21 protein-coding genes are annotated in these 14,029 nt (G+C 66.6%); all 21 read left to right on the top strand.

Annotation, left to right across the window (positions count from 1 at the left end):
• Positions 1-27 precede the first annotated feature (27 nt).
• The 21 genes from ABZ281_RS02635 to ABZ281_RS02535 all read left to right on the top strand — a co-directional run bounded on the left by ABZ281_RS02635 (position 28) and on the right by ABZ281_RS02535 (position 13,896).
• Positions 28-825 carry a hypothetical protein gene (locus tag ABZ281_RS02635; RefSeq protein WP_356651366.1) on the top strand — a complete coding sequence of 266 codons (798 nt, stop codon included), beginning with the start codon at positions 28-30 and terminating at the stop codon, positions 823-825.
• Positions 806-1,462, top strand: a complete 657-nt coding sequence (locus ABZ281_RS02630) for a hypothetical protein (RefSeq protein ID WP_356651364.1) — start codon at positions 806-808, stop codon at positions 1,460-1,462. Before ABZ281_RS02635 ends, ABZ281_RS02630 begins: the two co-directional genes overlap by 20 nt.
• Positions 1,459-2,151, top strand: coding sequence for a hypothetical protein (locus ABZ281_RS02625; RefSeq protein WP_356651362.1), 693 nt, complete (start codon positions 1,459-1,461; stop codon positions 2,149-2,151). The genes ABZ281_RS02630 and ABZ281_RS02625 overlap by 4 nt, the downstream gene beginning before the upstream one ends.
• A 5-nt stretch (positions 2,152-2,156) precedes the next feature.
• A complete protein-coding gene (locus ABZ281_RS02620; RefSeq protein WP_356651360.1) occupies positions 2,157-2,858 on the top strand; it encodes a hypothetical protein in 702 nt (233 codons plus the stop codon).
• A gap of 2 nt (positions 2,859-2,860) precedes the next feature.
• A complete protein-coding gene (locus ABZ281_RS02615; RefSeq protein WP_356651358.1) occupies positions 2,861-3,553 on the top strand; it encodes a hypothetical protein in 693 nt (230 codons plus the stop codon).
• A 10-nt stretch (positions 3,554-3,563) separates the two neighbouring features.
• Complete coding sequence (locus ABZ281_RS02610) at positions 3,564-4,313, top strand: hypothetical protein (RefSeq protein ID WP_356651356.1); 750 nt, start codon at positions 3,564-3,566, stop codon at positions 4,311-4,313.
• On the top strand, positions 4,313-4,579 hold the full coding sequence (locus tag ABZ281_RS02605) for a hypothetical protein (protein WP_356651354.1): 267 nt from the start codon (positions 4,313-4,315) through the stop codon (positions 4,577-4,579). Before ABZ281_RS02610 ends, ABZ281_RS02605 begins: the two co-directional genes overlap by 1 nt.
• Positions 4,576-5,046: a hypothetical protein gene (locus ABZ281_RS02600; protein WP_356651352.1), complete on the top strand. Its 471-nt coding sequence runs from the start codon at positions 4,576-4,578 to the stop codon at positions 5,044-5,046. Before ABZ281_RS02605 ends, ABZ281_RS02600 begins: the two co-directional genes overlap by 4 nt.
• Positions 5,047-5,127: 81 nt before the next feature.
• A complete protein-coding gene (locus tag ABZ281_RS02595; RefSeq protein WP_356651350.1) occupies positions 5,128-5,526 on the top strand; it encodes a hypothetical protein in 399 nt (132 codons plus the stop codon).
• A 135-nt stretch (positions 5,527-5,661) separates the two neighbouring features.
• Positions 5,662-6,228, top strand: coding sequence for a hypothetical protein (locus ABZ281_RS02590; RefSeq protein WP_356651348.1), 567 nt, complete (start codon positions 5,662-5,664; stop codon positions 6,226-6,228).
• Between the two features lie 126 nt (positions 6,229-6,354).
• Entirely contained in the window at positions 6,355-6,861 is a 507-nt protein-coding gene (locus tag ABZ281_RS02585) for a hypothetical protein (protein ID WP_356651346.1), read from the top strand.
• Between the two features lie 99 nt (positions 6,862-6,960).
• The gene (locus tag ABZ281_RS02580; RefSeq protein ID WP_356651344.1) at positions 6,961-7,431 is read left to right on the top strand and encodes a hypothetical protein; all 471 of its coding nucleotides are present in this window, start codon (positions 6,961-6,963) and stop codon (positions 7,429-7,431) included.
• A gap of 88 nt (positions 7,432-7,519) precedes the next feature.
• Positions 7,520-7,960: a hypothetical protein gene (locus tag ABZ281_RS02575; RefSeq protein WP_356651342.1), complete on the top strand. Its 441-nt coding sequence runs from the start codon at positions 7,520-7,522 to the stop codon at positions 7,958-7,960.
• 10 nt (positions 7,961-7,970) lie between these two features.
• Complete coding sequence (locus ABZ281_RS02570; RefSeq protein WP_356651340.1) at positions 7,971-8,360, top strand: hypothetical protein; 390 nt, start codon at positions 7,971-7,973, stop codon at positions 8,358-8,360.
• Positions 8,357-8,707: a hypothetical protein gene (locus ABZ281_RS02565; RefSeq protein ID WP_356651338.1), complete on the top strand. Its 351-nt coding sequence runs from the start codon at positions 8,357-8,359 to the stop codon at positions 8,705-8,707. The genes ABZ281_RS02570 and ABZ281_RS02565 overlap by 4 nt, the downstream gene beginning before the upstream one ends.
• Positions 8,704-9,468: a hypothetical protein gene (locus ABZ281_RS02560; protein ID WP_356651336.1), complete on the top strand. Its 765-nt coding sequence runs from the start codon at positions 8,704-8,706 to the stop codon at positions 9,466-9,468. The genes ABZ281_RS02565 and ABZ281_RS02560 overlap by 4 nt, the downstream gene beginning before the upstream one ends.
• A gap of 19 nt (positions 9,469-9,487) precedes the next feature.
• Positions 9,488-10,252 (top strand): hypothetical protein, encoded by a 765-nt coding sequence (locus ABZ281_RS02555; protein WP_356651334.1) that lies wholly within the window; start codon positions 9,488-9,490, stop codon positions 10,250-10,252.
• 400 nt (positions 10,253-10,652) lie between these two features.
• Positions 10,653-11,003 (top strand): hypothetical protein, encoded by a 351-nt coding sequence (locus tag ABZ281_RS02550; protein ID WP_356651332.1) that lies wholly within the window; start codon positions 10,653-10,655, stop codon positions 11,001-11,003.
• 339 nt (positions 11,004-11,342) lie between these two features.
• Complete coding sequence (locus ABZ281_RS02545; RefSeq protein WP_356651330.1) at positions 11,343-12,257, top strand: histone-like nucleoid-structuring protein Lsr2; 915 nt, start codon at positions 11,343-11,345, stop codon at positions 12,255-12,257.
• A 114-nt stretch (positions 12,258-12,371) separates the two neighbouring features.
• On the top strand, positions 12,372-13,271 hold the full coding sequence (locus ABZ281_RS02540) for an Lsr2 family protein (protein ID WP_356651328.1): 900 nt from the start codon (positions 12,372-12,374) through the stop codon (positions 13,269-13,271).
• A 178-nt stretch (positions 13,272-13,449) separates the two neighbouring features.
• Positions 13,450-13,896 carry a hypothetical protein gene (locus tag ABZ281_RS02535; protein WP_356651326.1) on the top strand — a complete coding sequence of 149 codons (447 nt, stop codon included), beginning with the start codon at positions 13,450-13,452 and terminating at the stop codon, positions 13,894-13,896.
• Positions 13,897-14,029 lie beyond the last annotated feature (133 nt).

Genomic DNA, 14,029 nt, shown 5'->3' with positions numbered 1-14,029 from the left:
CCCGTTCAAACAATCAGGAGGAAAACGATGGGCGCGAGCATGCGTGAGATGCGGGAGCAGGCACTGGTTTACCTGGTGGAGTGGGAGGGCCGCGACCCGCAGCGGTACAACGTGGATGGGATCATTCGGGACGCGTGGATCAACGGCAACGGATCAGACGCGGTGTGGAAGGAGTCCGTCGAAAGGCACCACATCCGGTTCTTGGTCGGTGACTGGGTGCGGATCACGGTGGAGGCCGAGGACGGTTTCACCGAGCACCACTACGGCCCGATCGAGAACTTCCGTAAGCCCGGAGGCAGTTTCTACAAGCGTCACGTCGCCAAGCCGTACGCGGCCTTCGTCCACCCGGAGTACACCCGCAGCCACGTCGTGCCGCTGGCCGACCTGGTCGAGGAGATCAACGACTTCGAGATCATCACCGAGTGGTCCGAGGTCCACAAGGGCGGACCCCAGCACAACTACGGGGTCTACCAGTGCATCGGAATCCACGGGCCCTACCCGCCGCCCGCCACAACGCTCGTGATCCACAAGGTGTCGGGGCGTAAGAAGCGGTTCTGCGACGCGTGCAACACGCCCCAGCAGCGGGCTGGGCTCGCGGATGAAGCGTTGATGTACCAGCGAAATGCGAAGAGCACGATTCTGGAGCTGCGCGCAGACCCGACGCTGATCACGGGACCGACAGCAGACCCCGGCCGCCTCTGGGACAAGACACCGGCCGACGAGTGCCGCTCGTGGGCCGACGTGTTCCCGTGGCTTGTCCCGGCCCCGGCCGCCGAGCTGTACAAGCAGTGGAAGGAGGCGCAGCGTGCGTCGGTCGCTGCCTGAAATCCGGGTCCGTATCCAGCACCCGGATGAGCCGGACGCGTACCCGTGGTGGGAGTTCGACACCGAGGACGCAGCAGAAATCCGCGAGTGCCGGAAATTCCCGTACGTCGTGGAAATCTTGGACGGGGCCGGCCGACTGTTGGGCGACCTCTCCAACCTGGTCGCCGGCCCCGGCATCGAGGGCACCTACCGCTCCCCGTGGGACATCACGGATAACGCGGTGGCCTACTACGCCACCGACTGCTGGACGTACGCATGCGGAATCGAACCCGGCGTTCTGTTCCGCCTCGTCGGAGCCGTCTACCAGGTGCTCGGCTTCGAGCACATCTCCCAGGGCTACGGCGACGTCGGATACGCGACTGGCTTCCTGATCTGCCAAGACACCGGCGGGCACCCCCCGATGCGGATCAACATCAGGAACGCCACAGACCGGGTGCTGGAGCTGACCGCGCCGAAGTGCTCGACGCTCGACTGCCGGGCCTGGGCCACGCACACGCTGGAGACCTACAACCCCGACCCGCCGCCCTGGGAGTCGGACCGTGTGCGTGAACCGGTCTGCGAGCCGTGCGGCACCGAGTACGTCAACACCAATCGGATCAAGCGCCTCAACGGCACGCTCACGGAAGGAACGGCATGACGACCAAAATTCAGGGATGGACGATCGTGCACCAGAAGCGCACGGAATGGCGCGGGGTGTACGACGGGGTGTTCCTGGGCGAGTGCGACGGTCGTTGGATCGCGGGCCGCATGTACCAGGGCAAGAGCATGACGGACGGGTTCGGCGAGGGTGGCGAGTGGTGGTACTCCAACCGCTACGAGTCCGACTTCGAGCACGAGGCGAACCGGGCGCTGCGTGCGCTGCGGGAGTACATCCGGCTGTCGAAGCTGGCCGCCGACTGCTGGGACGGCATCTTCGACCAGCGGGCCGGTGAAGCGATCGACCGGCACTGGGCCAACCGTGTGCCGCTGGACGGCGTCCACGACATGTCGGCGGCATGGGTGCACCCCGACCTTACCGGCGACGTGCGAGGCAGTCACCACATGCTGCCCGCGGCCGAGGCGAAGTACGAGCTGTTGCAGTACATGCGACGCAGCCACGCGGTGAGCGAGGCGTTCCGCGAGGTGGCACAGATCAGGCACGGGTCGGAGCTGCACAAGGCGTACGAGACCGCCATCGAGGCGGCCGGCGCGGTGCGCCTGAGCGTGGCCGGCGACCGCTTCTCCCTGTCGTACGACGGCACCTACAACGACGGCGACGAGCACTGGGGCCGCACCTGGCACCGCAAGCCGCACCCCGACGCCCGAGTGAGCCGAGTGACCCACTGATGGAAGTGGAGTACAAGGGTCGCAAGCTGGTCGTACACCCGGCGAAGGGCGCGCTCGACCGGTACTCGCGGCTGCGGTTCGAAGTCAACGGGGTCTCCGGCACCGGTCACGACAATCACCCTCTGCTGGGTGAGCCGGGCGAAGGCGTGCGCGAGACGCTGGCGCGGTTGAAGCGGACGATCGACGACATCGACGCCAAGCCCGTCCAGCCCACCACTTACGCCTGGTGGTACCCGCCGGACCGCATCGAGACGTGTAACCCCGGCAAGCTCAACGAGCACATCAAGGGCAAGGGTGAGGCGTGCCTAGAGCCGGGATGCGTCCGCGCGGCGCGTATCGAGGCCGCGCGTGCCAAACGCCGCACCGGTATCACCGCGGCTTCCCTCGCGGGTGTTCTCACCCGCGCAGGATTCACACGGGCGGACCTGAATTGGGACAGCACAGCCAAGAGCGAGGGCTTCAGCGCCGAGGGAGAAAACCGTAACCGGCGCGTCGTCGTCATGTGGCGGGATGGCCAGTACGGCACGAGAACGCTGCGCGGCGAGCTTCCCGATATAGCCGCGTTCTGCAAGTCCAGGGGCTACCCCGTCCGTGTCACGGACGCGGGTTCGTCTCTGTGGGTTTACCCGAAGGGGACCGACGAGCCTACGGAAGGGCAGCCGGTCCCGACCAACAACAAGCCGGAGTCGTTCGGCAAGAAGGACTGACCATGCCCGAGCCCAAGTTCAAGTACCAGCCTGACAACGAGGAAGAGACCCGCTTCAAGGTTTACACGGACGCCCCCGGCGACGACGACGGCTTCCTGTACCAGGGCATCGTCTACGAGACGGCCGACGGCGGATGGGTCGCCGACTGGACGGGACGCAGCAGCAACCCGATCGCGATGCCGGGCTTCAAGACGCAGGAGTATGCGGCCTCCGCGCTGTACTGGTTCGCCCCGCCGGCCCAGTCCTTCGGCAGCCGGCCGGCCGGCAAGGGCGCGGTGGACGAGCGGCAGATCGACATGTCCGAGTGCGGCTGCTGTGTCAAGAATGGCTGCGACTGCGAGGGCTTGAACCGCATCTCCGAGCGATTCGGCACGAAGCAGACCTACGAAGTCAGCCCCTCGCTCATCCCCGCGCCCGGCGTGCTCGTCTGCCTGATGCCCATGCCCGACGGCGACTTCCTCGTGGACTGCAACACCTGGGGCAGCGGAAGCGGGATCGGCTACCTCCAGCAGCGCGACGACGGCCGCTACACCGTCCGCGTGGGGCGCAAGTCGATCGGGATCGCGCCGAAGCCGGAGACCGGCATGTGGGCATGCCTTCAGGCACACACCGGCACGAAGTTCTACAGCAAGCTCGTGAAGGGCTTCGAGCCGCACGACAAGCCCGTCTACTCCGTGCCCACGGACAACCACTGATTGGACAGACATGCTCTTCCAAGACCGGGACTGGTACCGCCCTCGTCCGCGCTACGAGGTCCGCACCCGCAAGGACCGCGACGACAAACCCGTGGACCTCGCCATCTGGGACGAATCCCGCAGTGCCTACATCCACCACCCCGACCACGAGATCTTCACCCTGCCGCTGGATACGCCCGAGGAGAAGGTGCGCCAGGTGGTGGCCGATTTCGAGCGCACCCGCCGCCGCGCTGACGTCGTCTTCATCGCGCGGCGCCGCACGAAGAAGGGCCGGGTTGTGCGTGAGATGTCGTCCGTGTGTGGTGACGTCATCGAGCAGGGCTACGGATACCGGGTCGTGCTGGATCTCGGCAACAACCGCCGTGTGATCCCCGCCGAGAGGCACGTGCGCACCATCTGGGGCACTGCGGTCAAGCACTTCTACACGGGCTCCCACCGCGCCGAAGACGACGCGATCACCGAAGACAAGGTCGAGGTCGAGGGGTGGACCGAGCCGCGGCACGAAGAACTGTTCCGCATGGCCTGCGGAATCAGCGTCGAGCCCTGGTTCGCCCGCTTTGCTCGGCACTTCAACCTCGGCGGCAAGCACTTCCAGTGGCAGCAGGTCGCCGCGCTCGGGCACAAGGAAGTGCCGATGATCGCCAACCCCAACGCGCATTGGCTGCTGCGCGCCTGGAACCAGGAGCACCCGGACGTAGCGCGCCGACTCTTCCACTTCGACGACCCTGACCAGACCGAAAATGAGAAGGAGCAGCACTGATGGAGAAGCTGAAAGTGAGCGCCGCTCTGGCGCTGGCACAGCAGGAGAAGACGGCCGGCCGGCCGGGGGAGCTGCTGTTCGGCGGGCGGGCCAACACCGTCAAGCCGAGGCCCGCGAAGCGGGTCACGCTGACTCTACTGCCGCGAGGGAAGGTCGAGATCCGTGATCTCGACGGCAACCTCGTGGACGACACCCGCACCGGCGTCACGATGTGGTTCGCGGCCCCCGACACGGCTGAGGCTCAGGAACAGGGGGTGGCGACGTGACCCAGGGCATCCGCTACAGCGCCGAGGAGTGGCGGGAGGCCCTCAACCGTGCTGGTGACCTGTCGTTCTGCGAAATCGACTCGCGGGAGCAGGCCGGTGAGCTGGCCGGTGTGACTGCCAGCCTCTACGAGGACGAAGCCGAGAAGGACGAAGACAGGCTGTACGCGGCCATCACGGTGGCGGGCGGCCTGGCCGAGGAATTCGACCAGGACTTCCTCACTGCCGTCCTGCGCGGCCACGACAACAACGCAGGGAAGGGACTGGCGGAGAGGGCGAAGACCTTCGTCGAGCAGAAGTGGCCCGGCTTCCCCTTTGAGGAGATCGAACACCCGGACCGGTTCGCGGCCCGGCACACCCTGCAAAAGCACGAGCGCTGGGCCTCCAGCCAGGAAGGCGACTACGACGGCTTCGTATTCGTCTTCGACGTGTCCGAGCTGGCCCAAGGGCCCGCGGTTTCCACGGAGTAGACACGTCGAAACACCGCTCAGAAATCCCAGACGGCCCGTTCTCACCGCAGGCCGTCTTCGATCCCAAGCAGGAGCGCCTTCATGAACCGCCGCAAACGCTACCCCTACTCTCAGCTCCCCGAAGGCCAGTTCGTACGGGTCTGGATCGACTCCTGTCAACCCGACTACTACTACGGTCGCATCAAGTACCACCGCCGCAACGACAAGGGACGGCCGGTCGGGATCACGGCTGTGGAAACCCTCGACGCGAGGGACCTGGGCGACTGGTACAAGCGCCCCCATGGCTGGTACCGCGAGATGGGCACCGAATTCATCGAGCCCCTGGACCACCTTGCCGAGGAGCCCACGGCGGACTCGTTCATCTGCGGCCATCTGATCGGCACCACCGATGAGCCGCGCTACTGCACCGCCACAACCGTCGAGGGAACTGACCGGTGCACCATGCACTCGGATACAGCATCCTCATCCCACCGAGCATGAACCAGGTGCGATACCCCGGGCTGCACATCAACGGCCGAGCCCCGCCTGGAACTCACGAGCCAGGACACAGCAGAAACTCGCGGCAGCCTACCGGTGGGCCGCTTTTTTCATGCCCGAAAACAGGAGGGGAACGACATGCAGCACGTCACCCACAACGGCCAGCAGATCTCCCAGGGCGAGGAGTTCGAGCCCATGCCCGGTTACCGGGTCATCTTCGTCCGGGACGAGGGCTCCCGGCTCATCCTGCGTGACAGCGCGGGTGAGTTCTCCCGCCCGATCCGGCCCCACACGGACCAGCCGCGGCCCGCGGCCCCGGTCAAGCTCGGTGCGCGGCGCACCGTCCTGGAAGAGGTGCCCGACGCCCGCCCGATCGTCGACGAGACGATCTACCTGATGACGCACCAGATGTGCGTGCCCGGCGGCTGGCAGGACATCACCTCCACCAAGCTCCGCGGACCGCGCGGCCAGGCCGGGGTCTACGGGCCGGCCGGTCAGATGATGGAGGTCGGGGGGCTGCGCGACAGCGCCCGGCGGATGTTCGAGGCGGCCAGCAAGCAGCTCGCCAAGCACCCGTACACGCGCCTGGACGAGCTGCTGACGAAGCTCCGCCTCCAGGAGGGCACCGGCGAGGTCGGCGGCTGGGACGACCCGGGCGTGGGCTTCGAGGTCGCCGAGCTGCTGGCGAAGGCCAACACGCTCTGATCTCCCGGCCGGCCCCTCGAATGGCCGGCGCGACCACCCGCCGCGTGCGGGTTCACTGAAGGTCGGCCCCCGTGACTTTCGCGGGGGCCGGCCCTTTTACAGACACATCTCGAAAGGATTTTTCCGGTGGGGAAGAGAACGCAGGACGAGAAGTCGTGGGTGGTCAAGGCCGCCATCAGGAGCCCCAAGTCGGCTGACGAACTGGTCGAGTACATCGGCAAGCACCTGGTGGCCATCCCGTTCAGCCGCGAGGGGGAAATCGCGGGCGGGCAGCTCATCAGCGTTGACCCGGAGACCAGGACGGCGTCGCTGCGCCGGTACGACAACGACTTCGTGAACGTGGTCCCGTGGCTCGGGACCGAGTTCCGTTACTCGGTCAGCATCGACAACCCGTTCTGGGACCTGAAGCCCGGGTCCAAGCGCCGCTTCGAATGGTTTCACGACGCCGACGGCCGCGAGACCAGCACACCCCGCACGCTGGTCGGCACCGTCGACCTGGTCAAGCCGGAACTGGCACACCTGTGGGTCCGCGACGACGCCTACTCCGCCGGTGGCTGGTGGGCCACCATCCACGCCGAGGACGCCGCCAAGCACTCGCTGCGCGCGGTGAACCTCAAGCAGGACCCCGCTTAAAAACTTCGTCACTCAAATGGGTGACCGGACTATTTATGGCCCGGCTCGTTGTGTCAAGAGCGGCAGCCTCACCGATAAAAACGACAAGGAGTAACACCCATGGCCATTGTCCACGAGGGGTGCCTGACGTGCCCCCGCTGCCGCGAGTACGTCATCGAGATCGACCCCGGGGACTTCCCCGACGGGCCGCCCGAGGATGGGGAGTCTCCGACCCCGTGCGGCGAGTGCGCCCCCCATGTCGAGGCCGACAAGACCGCCGCCTTGCGCACGATCGTCGCCGACTGGGAGATCTGCCAGGACTCCTTCGGCGACGACATCTCCCCGGACATGCTGCCCGTCGTCATCACCGTGCCGGCCACCTCGCGCGACGAGGCGATCCAAGCCGCCGCCGAGAAGCTCCAGACCCACTACGGCTCCTCCGTCGACCACCTCTACCGCACGGACATCGAGACCGGCGAGTGGTTCGGCAATGACGCGGGTGACTTCGAGCCCCTGCTGCGCATCTGCGCCGTCTTCGTCGGCGAACCCGAGCTGGACGACCTCGACGAGATAAGCGAGGTCATCCGCTGACATCCCGGCCGCGTCCGTGGCGCCCCCTCGGGGGCGTACGCGGTCCCTGCCGAGCTGCTTCCCACCCACCCCGATGAAAGGACTCACCGTGACCTCGCCTGACCCGGACCTGCCCACCGACGGATGGCTCGTCGACCTCACCCCCAAGCAGCGCCAGGACCTCTGCGGCGCCACTCTCACCGTCATCAGCGGGGCCCGTGAGAACACCGGACTCGTCATCGACGTCGCCGAGAAGGCGGTGCACCTGTGGGAGCCGGACCGCGCGGACGTGCTGATTTACCCGGTCTCCTCGACCCTCTTCAGGCGTGACGTGGCCAAGCCGCTGATGCCGGGGATCGCCCGCAGCCTGGCCGAGGAAGCCGCCTGGGACGCCAAGGCGGCGTCCCTGCGCGACCCCGAGAGCAGCACGGCTGCCAGCTACGACTACGACGTGGCGCAGAGCGGCCACCACGACAACCAGCTCGGTTTCTACGAAGACCTGCTGAAGGAAGCCACCCGCCTCCTGTTCGCCCCCGCCCCGACCCTCTGAAGGAGACGTCATGTGCCGTGCCAACCCTGACTGTGAAGAGGGCGGGATCGAGGTCAACACCACCATCTGGTTCAACGCTGACGACGATGCCGGCAGTCTCGACCTGGCCGGCCTCGACGACACGGGCTTCGAAATGGTGTGTCCCGGCTGCAACACCCACATCGACGACGACGAGCTGCACAAGGTGGCCAAGAAGCGCATCGAGGAGTTCGCCGAGGGCAACGACGCGGCCTTCTCGCACGGTCCGCCGGTCAGCTACGAGTCCGACCGGATGCGGCAGGCGTTCGCCGAGATCGCCAAGCGTTTCGAGGACGAGGACACCCGCGAGAAATTCGCCGTCATCGTCTCCGCCCTCCAGGCCGAGTTCCCCGACCGCTCCGACGGCAAGGACTCCTCATGAGTGACCCCATGACCGAGGCGGCGGCCACGATCCCCCTCATCCCGGGAACCCGCGTGGTGCTCGACGACCCCGACTTCGAATTCAGCCCGTGGCATGGGCAGGTCGTGGTGTGCCTGTGCAAGCGGCACGTCTGGCAACAGCAGGTGGGCGAGGGCGGCCCTGGCCGCGAGTGCGGACACGCACGGTCCGACTACCCACAGGCGGCCGACGCGTGCCCCTGGCCGCTGCATGTGCGCTGGGACAGCCACTGGTCCGACAACGACTATCCGAACGAGTCGCACGAAAGCCCGGAACTCCTCCGGCCCGCACCGCTGTGCGAACAGCCTCTGGAAAGGAAGTACGCATGACGCAGCACGTTATTCAGTTCAGCGGCGGCCTCGGCAGTTTCGGGTCCGCCCTCTGGGTCGCCGAAAAGTACGGCACGGCCAACATGACGCTGCTGATAGCGGACACGGGGATCGAAGACCCGGACCTGTGGCGTTTCGCGGATGACACCAGCCGCCTGCTCGGCGTGCCGCTGACGAAGGTGGCCGACGGGCGCACCCCGTGGGAGCTGTTCGCGGACAAGCGTTTTTTGGGCAACTCCCGCATCTCCCCGTGCACCAAGTACCTCAAGCAGATCCCATGCCGGAAGTGGATGAAAGCGCACGCTCCCGTCGGCGATTCCGTCGTCTACATCGGCATCGAAAAGACCAAGCATGACCGGCGCCGCGTTCCCGCCATCGCCCGGAACTGGAAGCCGTGGCGCGTCCAGTTCCCCCTGTGCAACCGGTGGATGCCGGAACTGAGCAAGGAGGCATCCAAGGCCCAACTCATGGACCTGTCCCGGTGGTACGGCATCGAACCGCCCCGGCTGTACGCCCTCGGCTACGAGCACAACAACTGCGGAGGTCTGTGCGTCAAGGCAGGCCAGAAGCAGTGGAAGCGCACCCTCGACGTGCTGCCCGAGCGCTTCGCCGAGGCCGAGCGCCAGGAGGCCAGTCTGCGCGAGCGGCTCGGTGACGTAACGATCCTGCGCGAGCGCCACAAGGGCGTCGCCTATTCCCTGCCGCTCTCCAGACTTCGACGCCGGCAAGAGGCCGTCGAGGCGTTCACCACCGCCGTATGAGAAGGGAACACTGATGACCATGTCCGAACTCCGACCGGCGCTGAAGACGCCAACCGGCGGCGCCGAGTCCCAGCCGCAGCGCCCCGAGCAGTGGCACGGCCACCCGTACGTATGGGCATGGAACGTCTCCGTCGGAGCGTCCAGCCGCAGCTACATCGAGCGCGAGTGCAAGGCCGCCGCAGATGCCCAGGCCCCGGCCGACGCGGTGTACCAGGAACGGGTGGACGACCCCAACACGCTGGGCGAGTGGGTCACCGTCGGCATGCTCACCACCGTCGAGCGGCAGAACAGGGTCCACGAGTACGCCCAGGCCCTGAAGGACTGGCAGGAGGCCCTCCAGGCGTACCGAAAGCTGCCCGCGGTGCAGCCGCCCCAGGAGGCCGGACAGCCCCCGGCCGAGGAGCACGAGTACGTCATCGTCTACCGGCCCACACACATCACCGGCGTGGTCCGGGCCCCCAGCCTGCTGGAGGCAGTCAAGAGGCTCACGCCGGGCGAGAAGTTCAAGCCGTCGGGCTACGGCATCCTCGACTTCGAGGGCGAGAACGGGGTCGAGTGGCACGTCGGGTTCGACTCGGGCAAGACCGAGATCCTCAGCACCACCGACCCGCGGGTCAACAAGCCCATGCAGTCATCCCAGTCGCCGGCCGCACCGGAGACCGCCGAAGCGCCAGCCGCACCGGAGCCCGACGGGGCGCCGGCTGAGGCCGTGGACACGGCAGCAACACAGGTCCCCAGCGAGGGCCGCGGCGTGCGGGTGCGCAGGCGCACTCCGCAGCAGTAACTCCCCAGGCACGATGGCCGCCCGCGTGTTCCCCGCACTGTTCATGGGAGCGTAGGTTCTACAGCCCAAGGACACGACAGCAACGGAGGATCGGTGCGGACCAAGGTCGTCAGCTCCGCGGAAATCTTCACCAAGCCGTGGGGGGGGCCGTGCACCATTTCCCGGCGGAGCCCACCCCCCGACGGCTGGCGCCTGGTGGCCGCCTTCGAACTGATTTCGAAAATGCACCAGGCGCATCCGGACGAGGCCGACCTGAAGAATTGGTCGGATACGCCTGACGCCTTCCCCAGCCCACCCCTCGAATGGGTGGCGACGCCCTGGGTGGGTTGGAGTGGCTGCCAGGCCGTAGATGTACAGCACTAAAGCAACAACGTTTCCTAAATATTGAAAGGCGAAGAGAGTGGTCCAGCGCGTCAAGATGAACTGGACGGACGAGCAAGGAGCGCCGCGCCATATCTACGAGACCGGCATCGAGCGGCTGAGGTACGTCGCCAGCCGCTCCGGCACAGGCCGCTACCAGATGCCCGAAGGGCAGCCCGTCTGGAGCACCAAGGACATCCGCACCTTCGAGGAGCAGGGACTTTGGGAGGTCACCTGGCTCGAAGAGGGCGACCACGAGCACACGGGTGCCTGGCGGATCGACGGCCTCACGGACAAGGCGCGCGAGCTGCTCGCCGAGTGGGAGCGCCGCGTCGAGGGCGGCGGCGGCCGGCGCGGACCCAAGCGCACCAGCACTCCCCGCAAAGCCTGAGCAGAGTCGCTGAAGGCGGATTTACCGCAACCCTGTGAATGTCGAGCCAACGCCCGGAGTGCCCTACCCGCCGCATATGCGTTTCGCATGTACCGGACAATAGTGCTAGTCCGCGAGCAGGAGCACGGCCCGCGCACACCACCCATGCACCGGGCGTACGCGCCCCCCGCAGCGGTGAAAGTAGTGGGCACTTTCGGGCAAACCCTCGTGCAGCCAAACTCAGTCCAAAGTGCTCCCCCTACCCTCTCTTTCAGGTCTCACGCCACCCGCTGCCACTACAGTCAGCAGCGGTGCGACAGCCAAGAGACCCCCAATAAAAGAGCGCGTGGAGGAACAGCCATGGCGGTTCAAAGGTACGACGACCTAGACGGCAAGGCAGGAGCTGAAAGCATCAGCTTCTCCCTGAACGGCAAGGCGTATGAGATCGACCTGGGCAGCGAGAACGCCGCAGGGTTCCTAGGGATGTTCAGGCCATACCTGGCCATCGCACGGGAAGTGGGACTGGCCGTCTACCTCCCAGCGAATATCGGCCATGCGGCAGGAGTGATGGCCATCAGCGGACAGTCACTCACAGTGCACCAGCAGGCCGCGGCAACCGGAGGCGCCGCGGTGGCCTACTCAGAGCCCGACCACAGCCACCGCCCCTCGTTGCAACTCGCCGCGGATGCGCCGCCAGTTCCCCGTCAGCCCGAGCACACCACCACCCCGGAAGACCGGACAGCCACTCCTACACAAGCGCCGCAGCCGCCAGCCTCCACAGACCCCGAGGTCCGAGACTGGGCCAAGCGCTGGTCCGTCCCCAACCTCCCCAGCCGAGGCCGCGTCCCCGCACGCATCCGCGAAGCCTATGACGCCTTCCAAGCCGACGACAGGGACCCCTGGAAAGCACTGTTGAAAGAGGCCGGCACAGACCCCCGCAAGGCAGCCGCCAAGGCACGCCGACTCAACCTAGTGGACGCCGCCCAACCGCCAGAGCCCAGCCAAGAAGACGTCGACCGCCAGAGGGCAGCGCAAGTCGGCAGGCTCAGCAGTGCCCAACTCACGGTCCTGCGGCAGATGTTCAACGCCCCAGACGGCCGCGCCACCTCCGACCGCCGAAGCAAGCCTAGCTTCGGAGCACTCAAGAACCGAGGCTGCTGCACCGTGGCCATCGACAACGCAGATACAAGCACCTACGAAATCACCGACATCGGACGCTTGTGGTTCGACGTCCGCGACATCTCCCCCAACCCCGCCGACCCGGCCGACAACTAGGGCCCCTCAACACCCGAGCCCGCTGTACGCCCCCCGCAGCGGGCTGAGCAACACACGCACGACAAAGGCCCCGTAAACACGGGGCCTTTTGCATTCACCCCGAAGGGAAGAACCGTGAGCCGCATCGAACGCGTCATCCTCCTCGATGACCTTGCCAACGACGACACCACCGAAGCTGACGAGACGGTCCCGTTCAGCCTCGACGGCGTGGACTACGAGATCGACCTCACCGAGGCCAACGCCCAGAAACTGCGCGCCCGGCTCAAGGAGTTCACCCAGGCCGGCCGCATCGTCCCCAAGCGCAGGCGCTCGCCACGACCCATGACCGAGCCCGCCGGCGCCGGCGCCACCCTCAGCCGGCACCAGGGCGGCGTCGACCCCAAGGCCGCCCGCGCCTGGGCCACCGAACACCGCCTTATCGCCCCGAAACAGCGCGGAGTCCTGGGGAAGAAAATCAAGGACGCCTACAGCGCCTTCCAGCGCGGCGACACCGGCCCCCTCAACGAGCTGAAGGCGGAGCTGGCCACCGACGGCACCACCCCCGCCACCGACAAGCCCAACACCCCACAGCAGCCGCCCAAGCGCCGAGCCCTGGCCGCCGTCCCCGAGCCGGCACCCTCTGAAACTCCCACCGCACCCAACGAGGACCCCGACGAAGTCGAGGCCCGAAAGCACTACAAGCCGCTGGACATCCGCAGCCCCGAGATGGCGGACGACAAGAAATGGCGCCGCCGCACGGCCCACGGCTGCGACCGCACGGACAAGGTCGAGCAGATGACCTACGCGGAGCGAGTGCGAGCCGTCGGCGGCGGCCTCAGCAACCGCAACGTCACCATCCTCGCCCAGCTCGCAGGGGTCATCGAGCCCAAGAACGGCAAGATCTCGCACCTCACCGGAAGCGCCCTGCGCCTCCAGAACCTGGAGATGATCGAATACGTCCCCGAGTCGGACCACGGTTGGGAAATCACCGACTTCGGCCGCTACGCCCACCAGTTTCACAGCATGGGTGAATGACCTGTGAGGATTAAGTGGAGCCCGCATGGATCAGGCTGACGCGGGCTCCACAACCCCTCGGTACCTGGGTTCACCCATTCGAGTGTCAGCGTAAGAAATCGCCCAACTGCGTTCCGGCCAAGGTCACCCCCCGGCTATTTTGTGATCCATCGCAATAACAGAGCGACAGGGAGTAACCATGGCACCCGAGGTACTGGAAGCCCCCACCGAGGACGAGGTTTTCGAGCACTTCCGCAGCATCCCCGACCGGTACCAGCGGTGCGCCGCAGGCGACCACAACTGGGACATGACCCAGGCCACCCCACTCAACCCGAGTGGCAACCGCTACCGGGGCCAAGACATCACCAAGGCCGCCTGGCTCGACTGCGCGGACACCTGCGTCCCGGACCCCGACGGAGAACGCGGATGCAGCCGCAGGCGCGACTACCAGATGGAATACGACGGCCGCCGCCAAGGCTTCGTGCGCACCACCGAGTACACCTACGCACAGCGGCACCCCGACCTGGTAAGCCCCAAGGGCATCTCCCTGACCGGCATCAACGCTCGCAGCGAGATGCCCGACGTCCGACGCGACCGCAGAATCCGCCAGCGGACGCTGCGTATCGCTGCCAAGGGAGCCGCCTGAAATGGCGCAGCGGATCGTTCACGAAAAATACTGCGACTGGCACGGCCAGCTCGACTCCCCGGTCCAACTCCCCGCACTGCACCTCCGCGTCAATCCCCAGGGCAAAGAAAACGACCTCTGCGAGAGCTGCTGC

This window comes from Streptomyces sp. NPDC006265 (assembly GCF_040613555.1).
Lineage (GTDB): Bacteria > Actinomycetota > Actinomycetes > Streptomycetales > Streptomycetaceae > Streptomyces.
The sequence above is the reverse complement of the archived record's forward strand: the minus strand, read 5'-3'. Positions and strand labels throughout refer to the sequence as shown.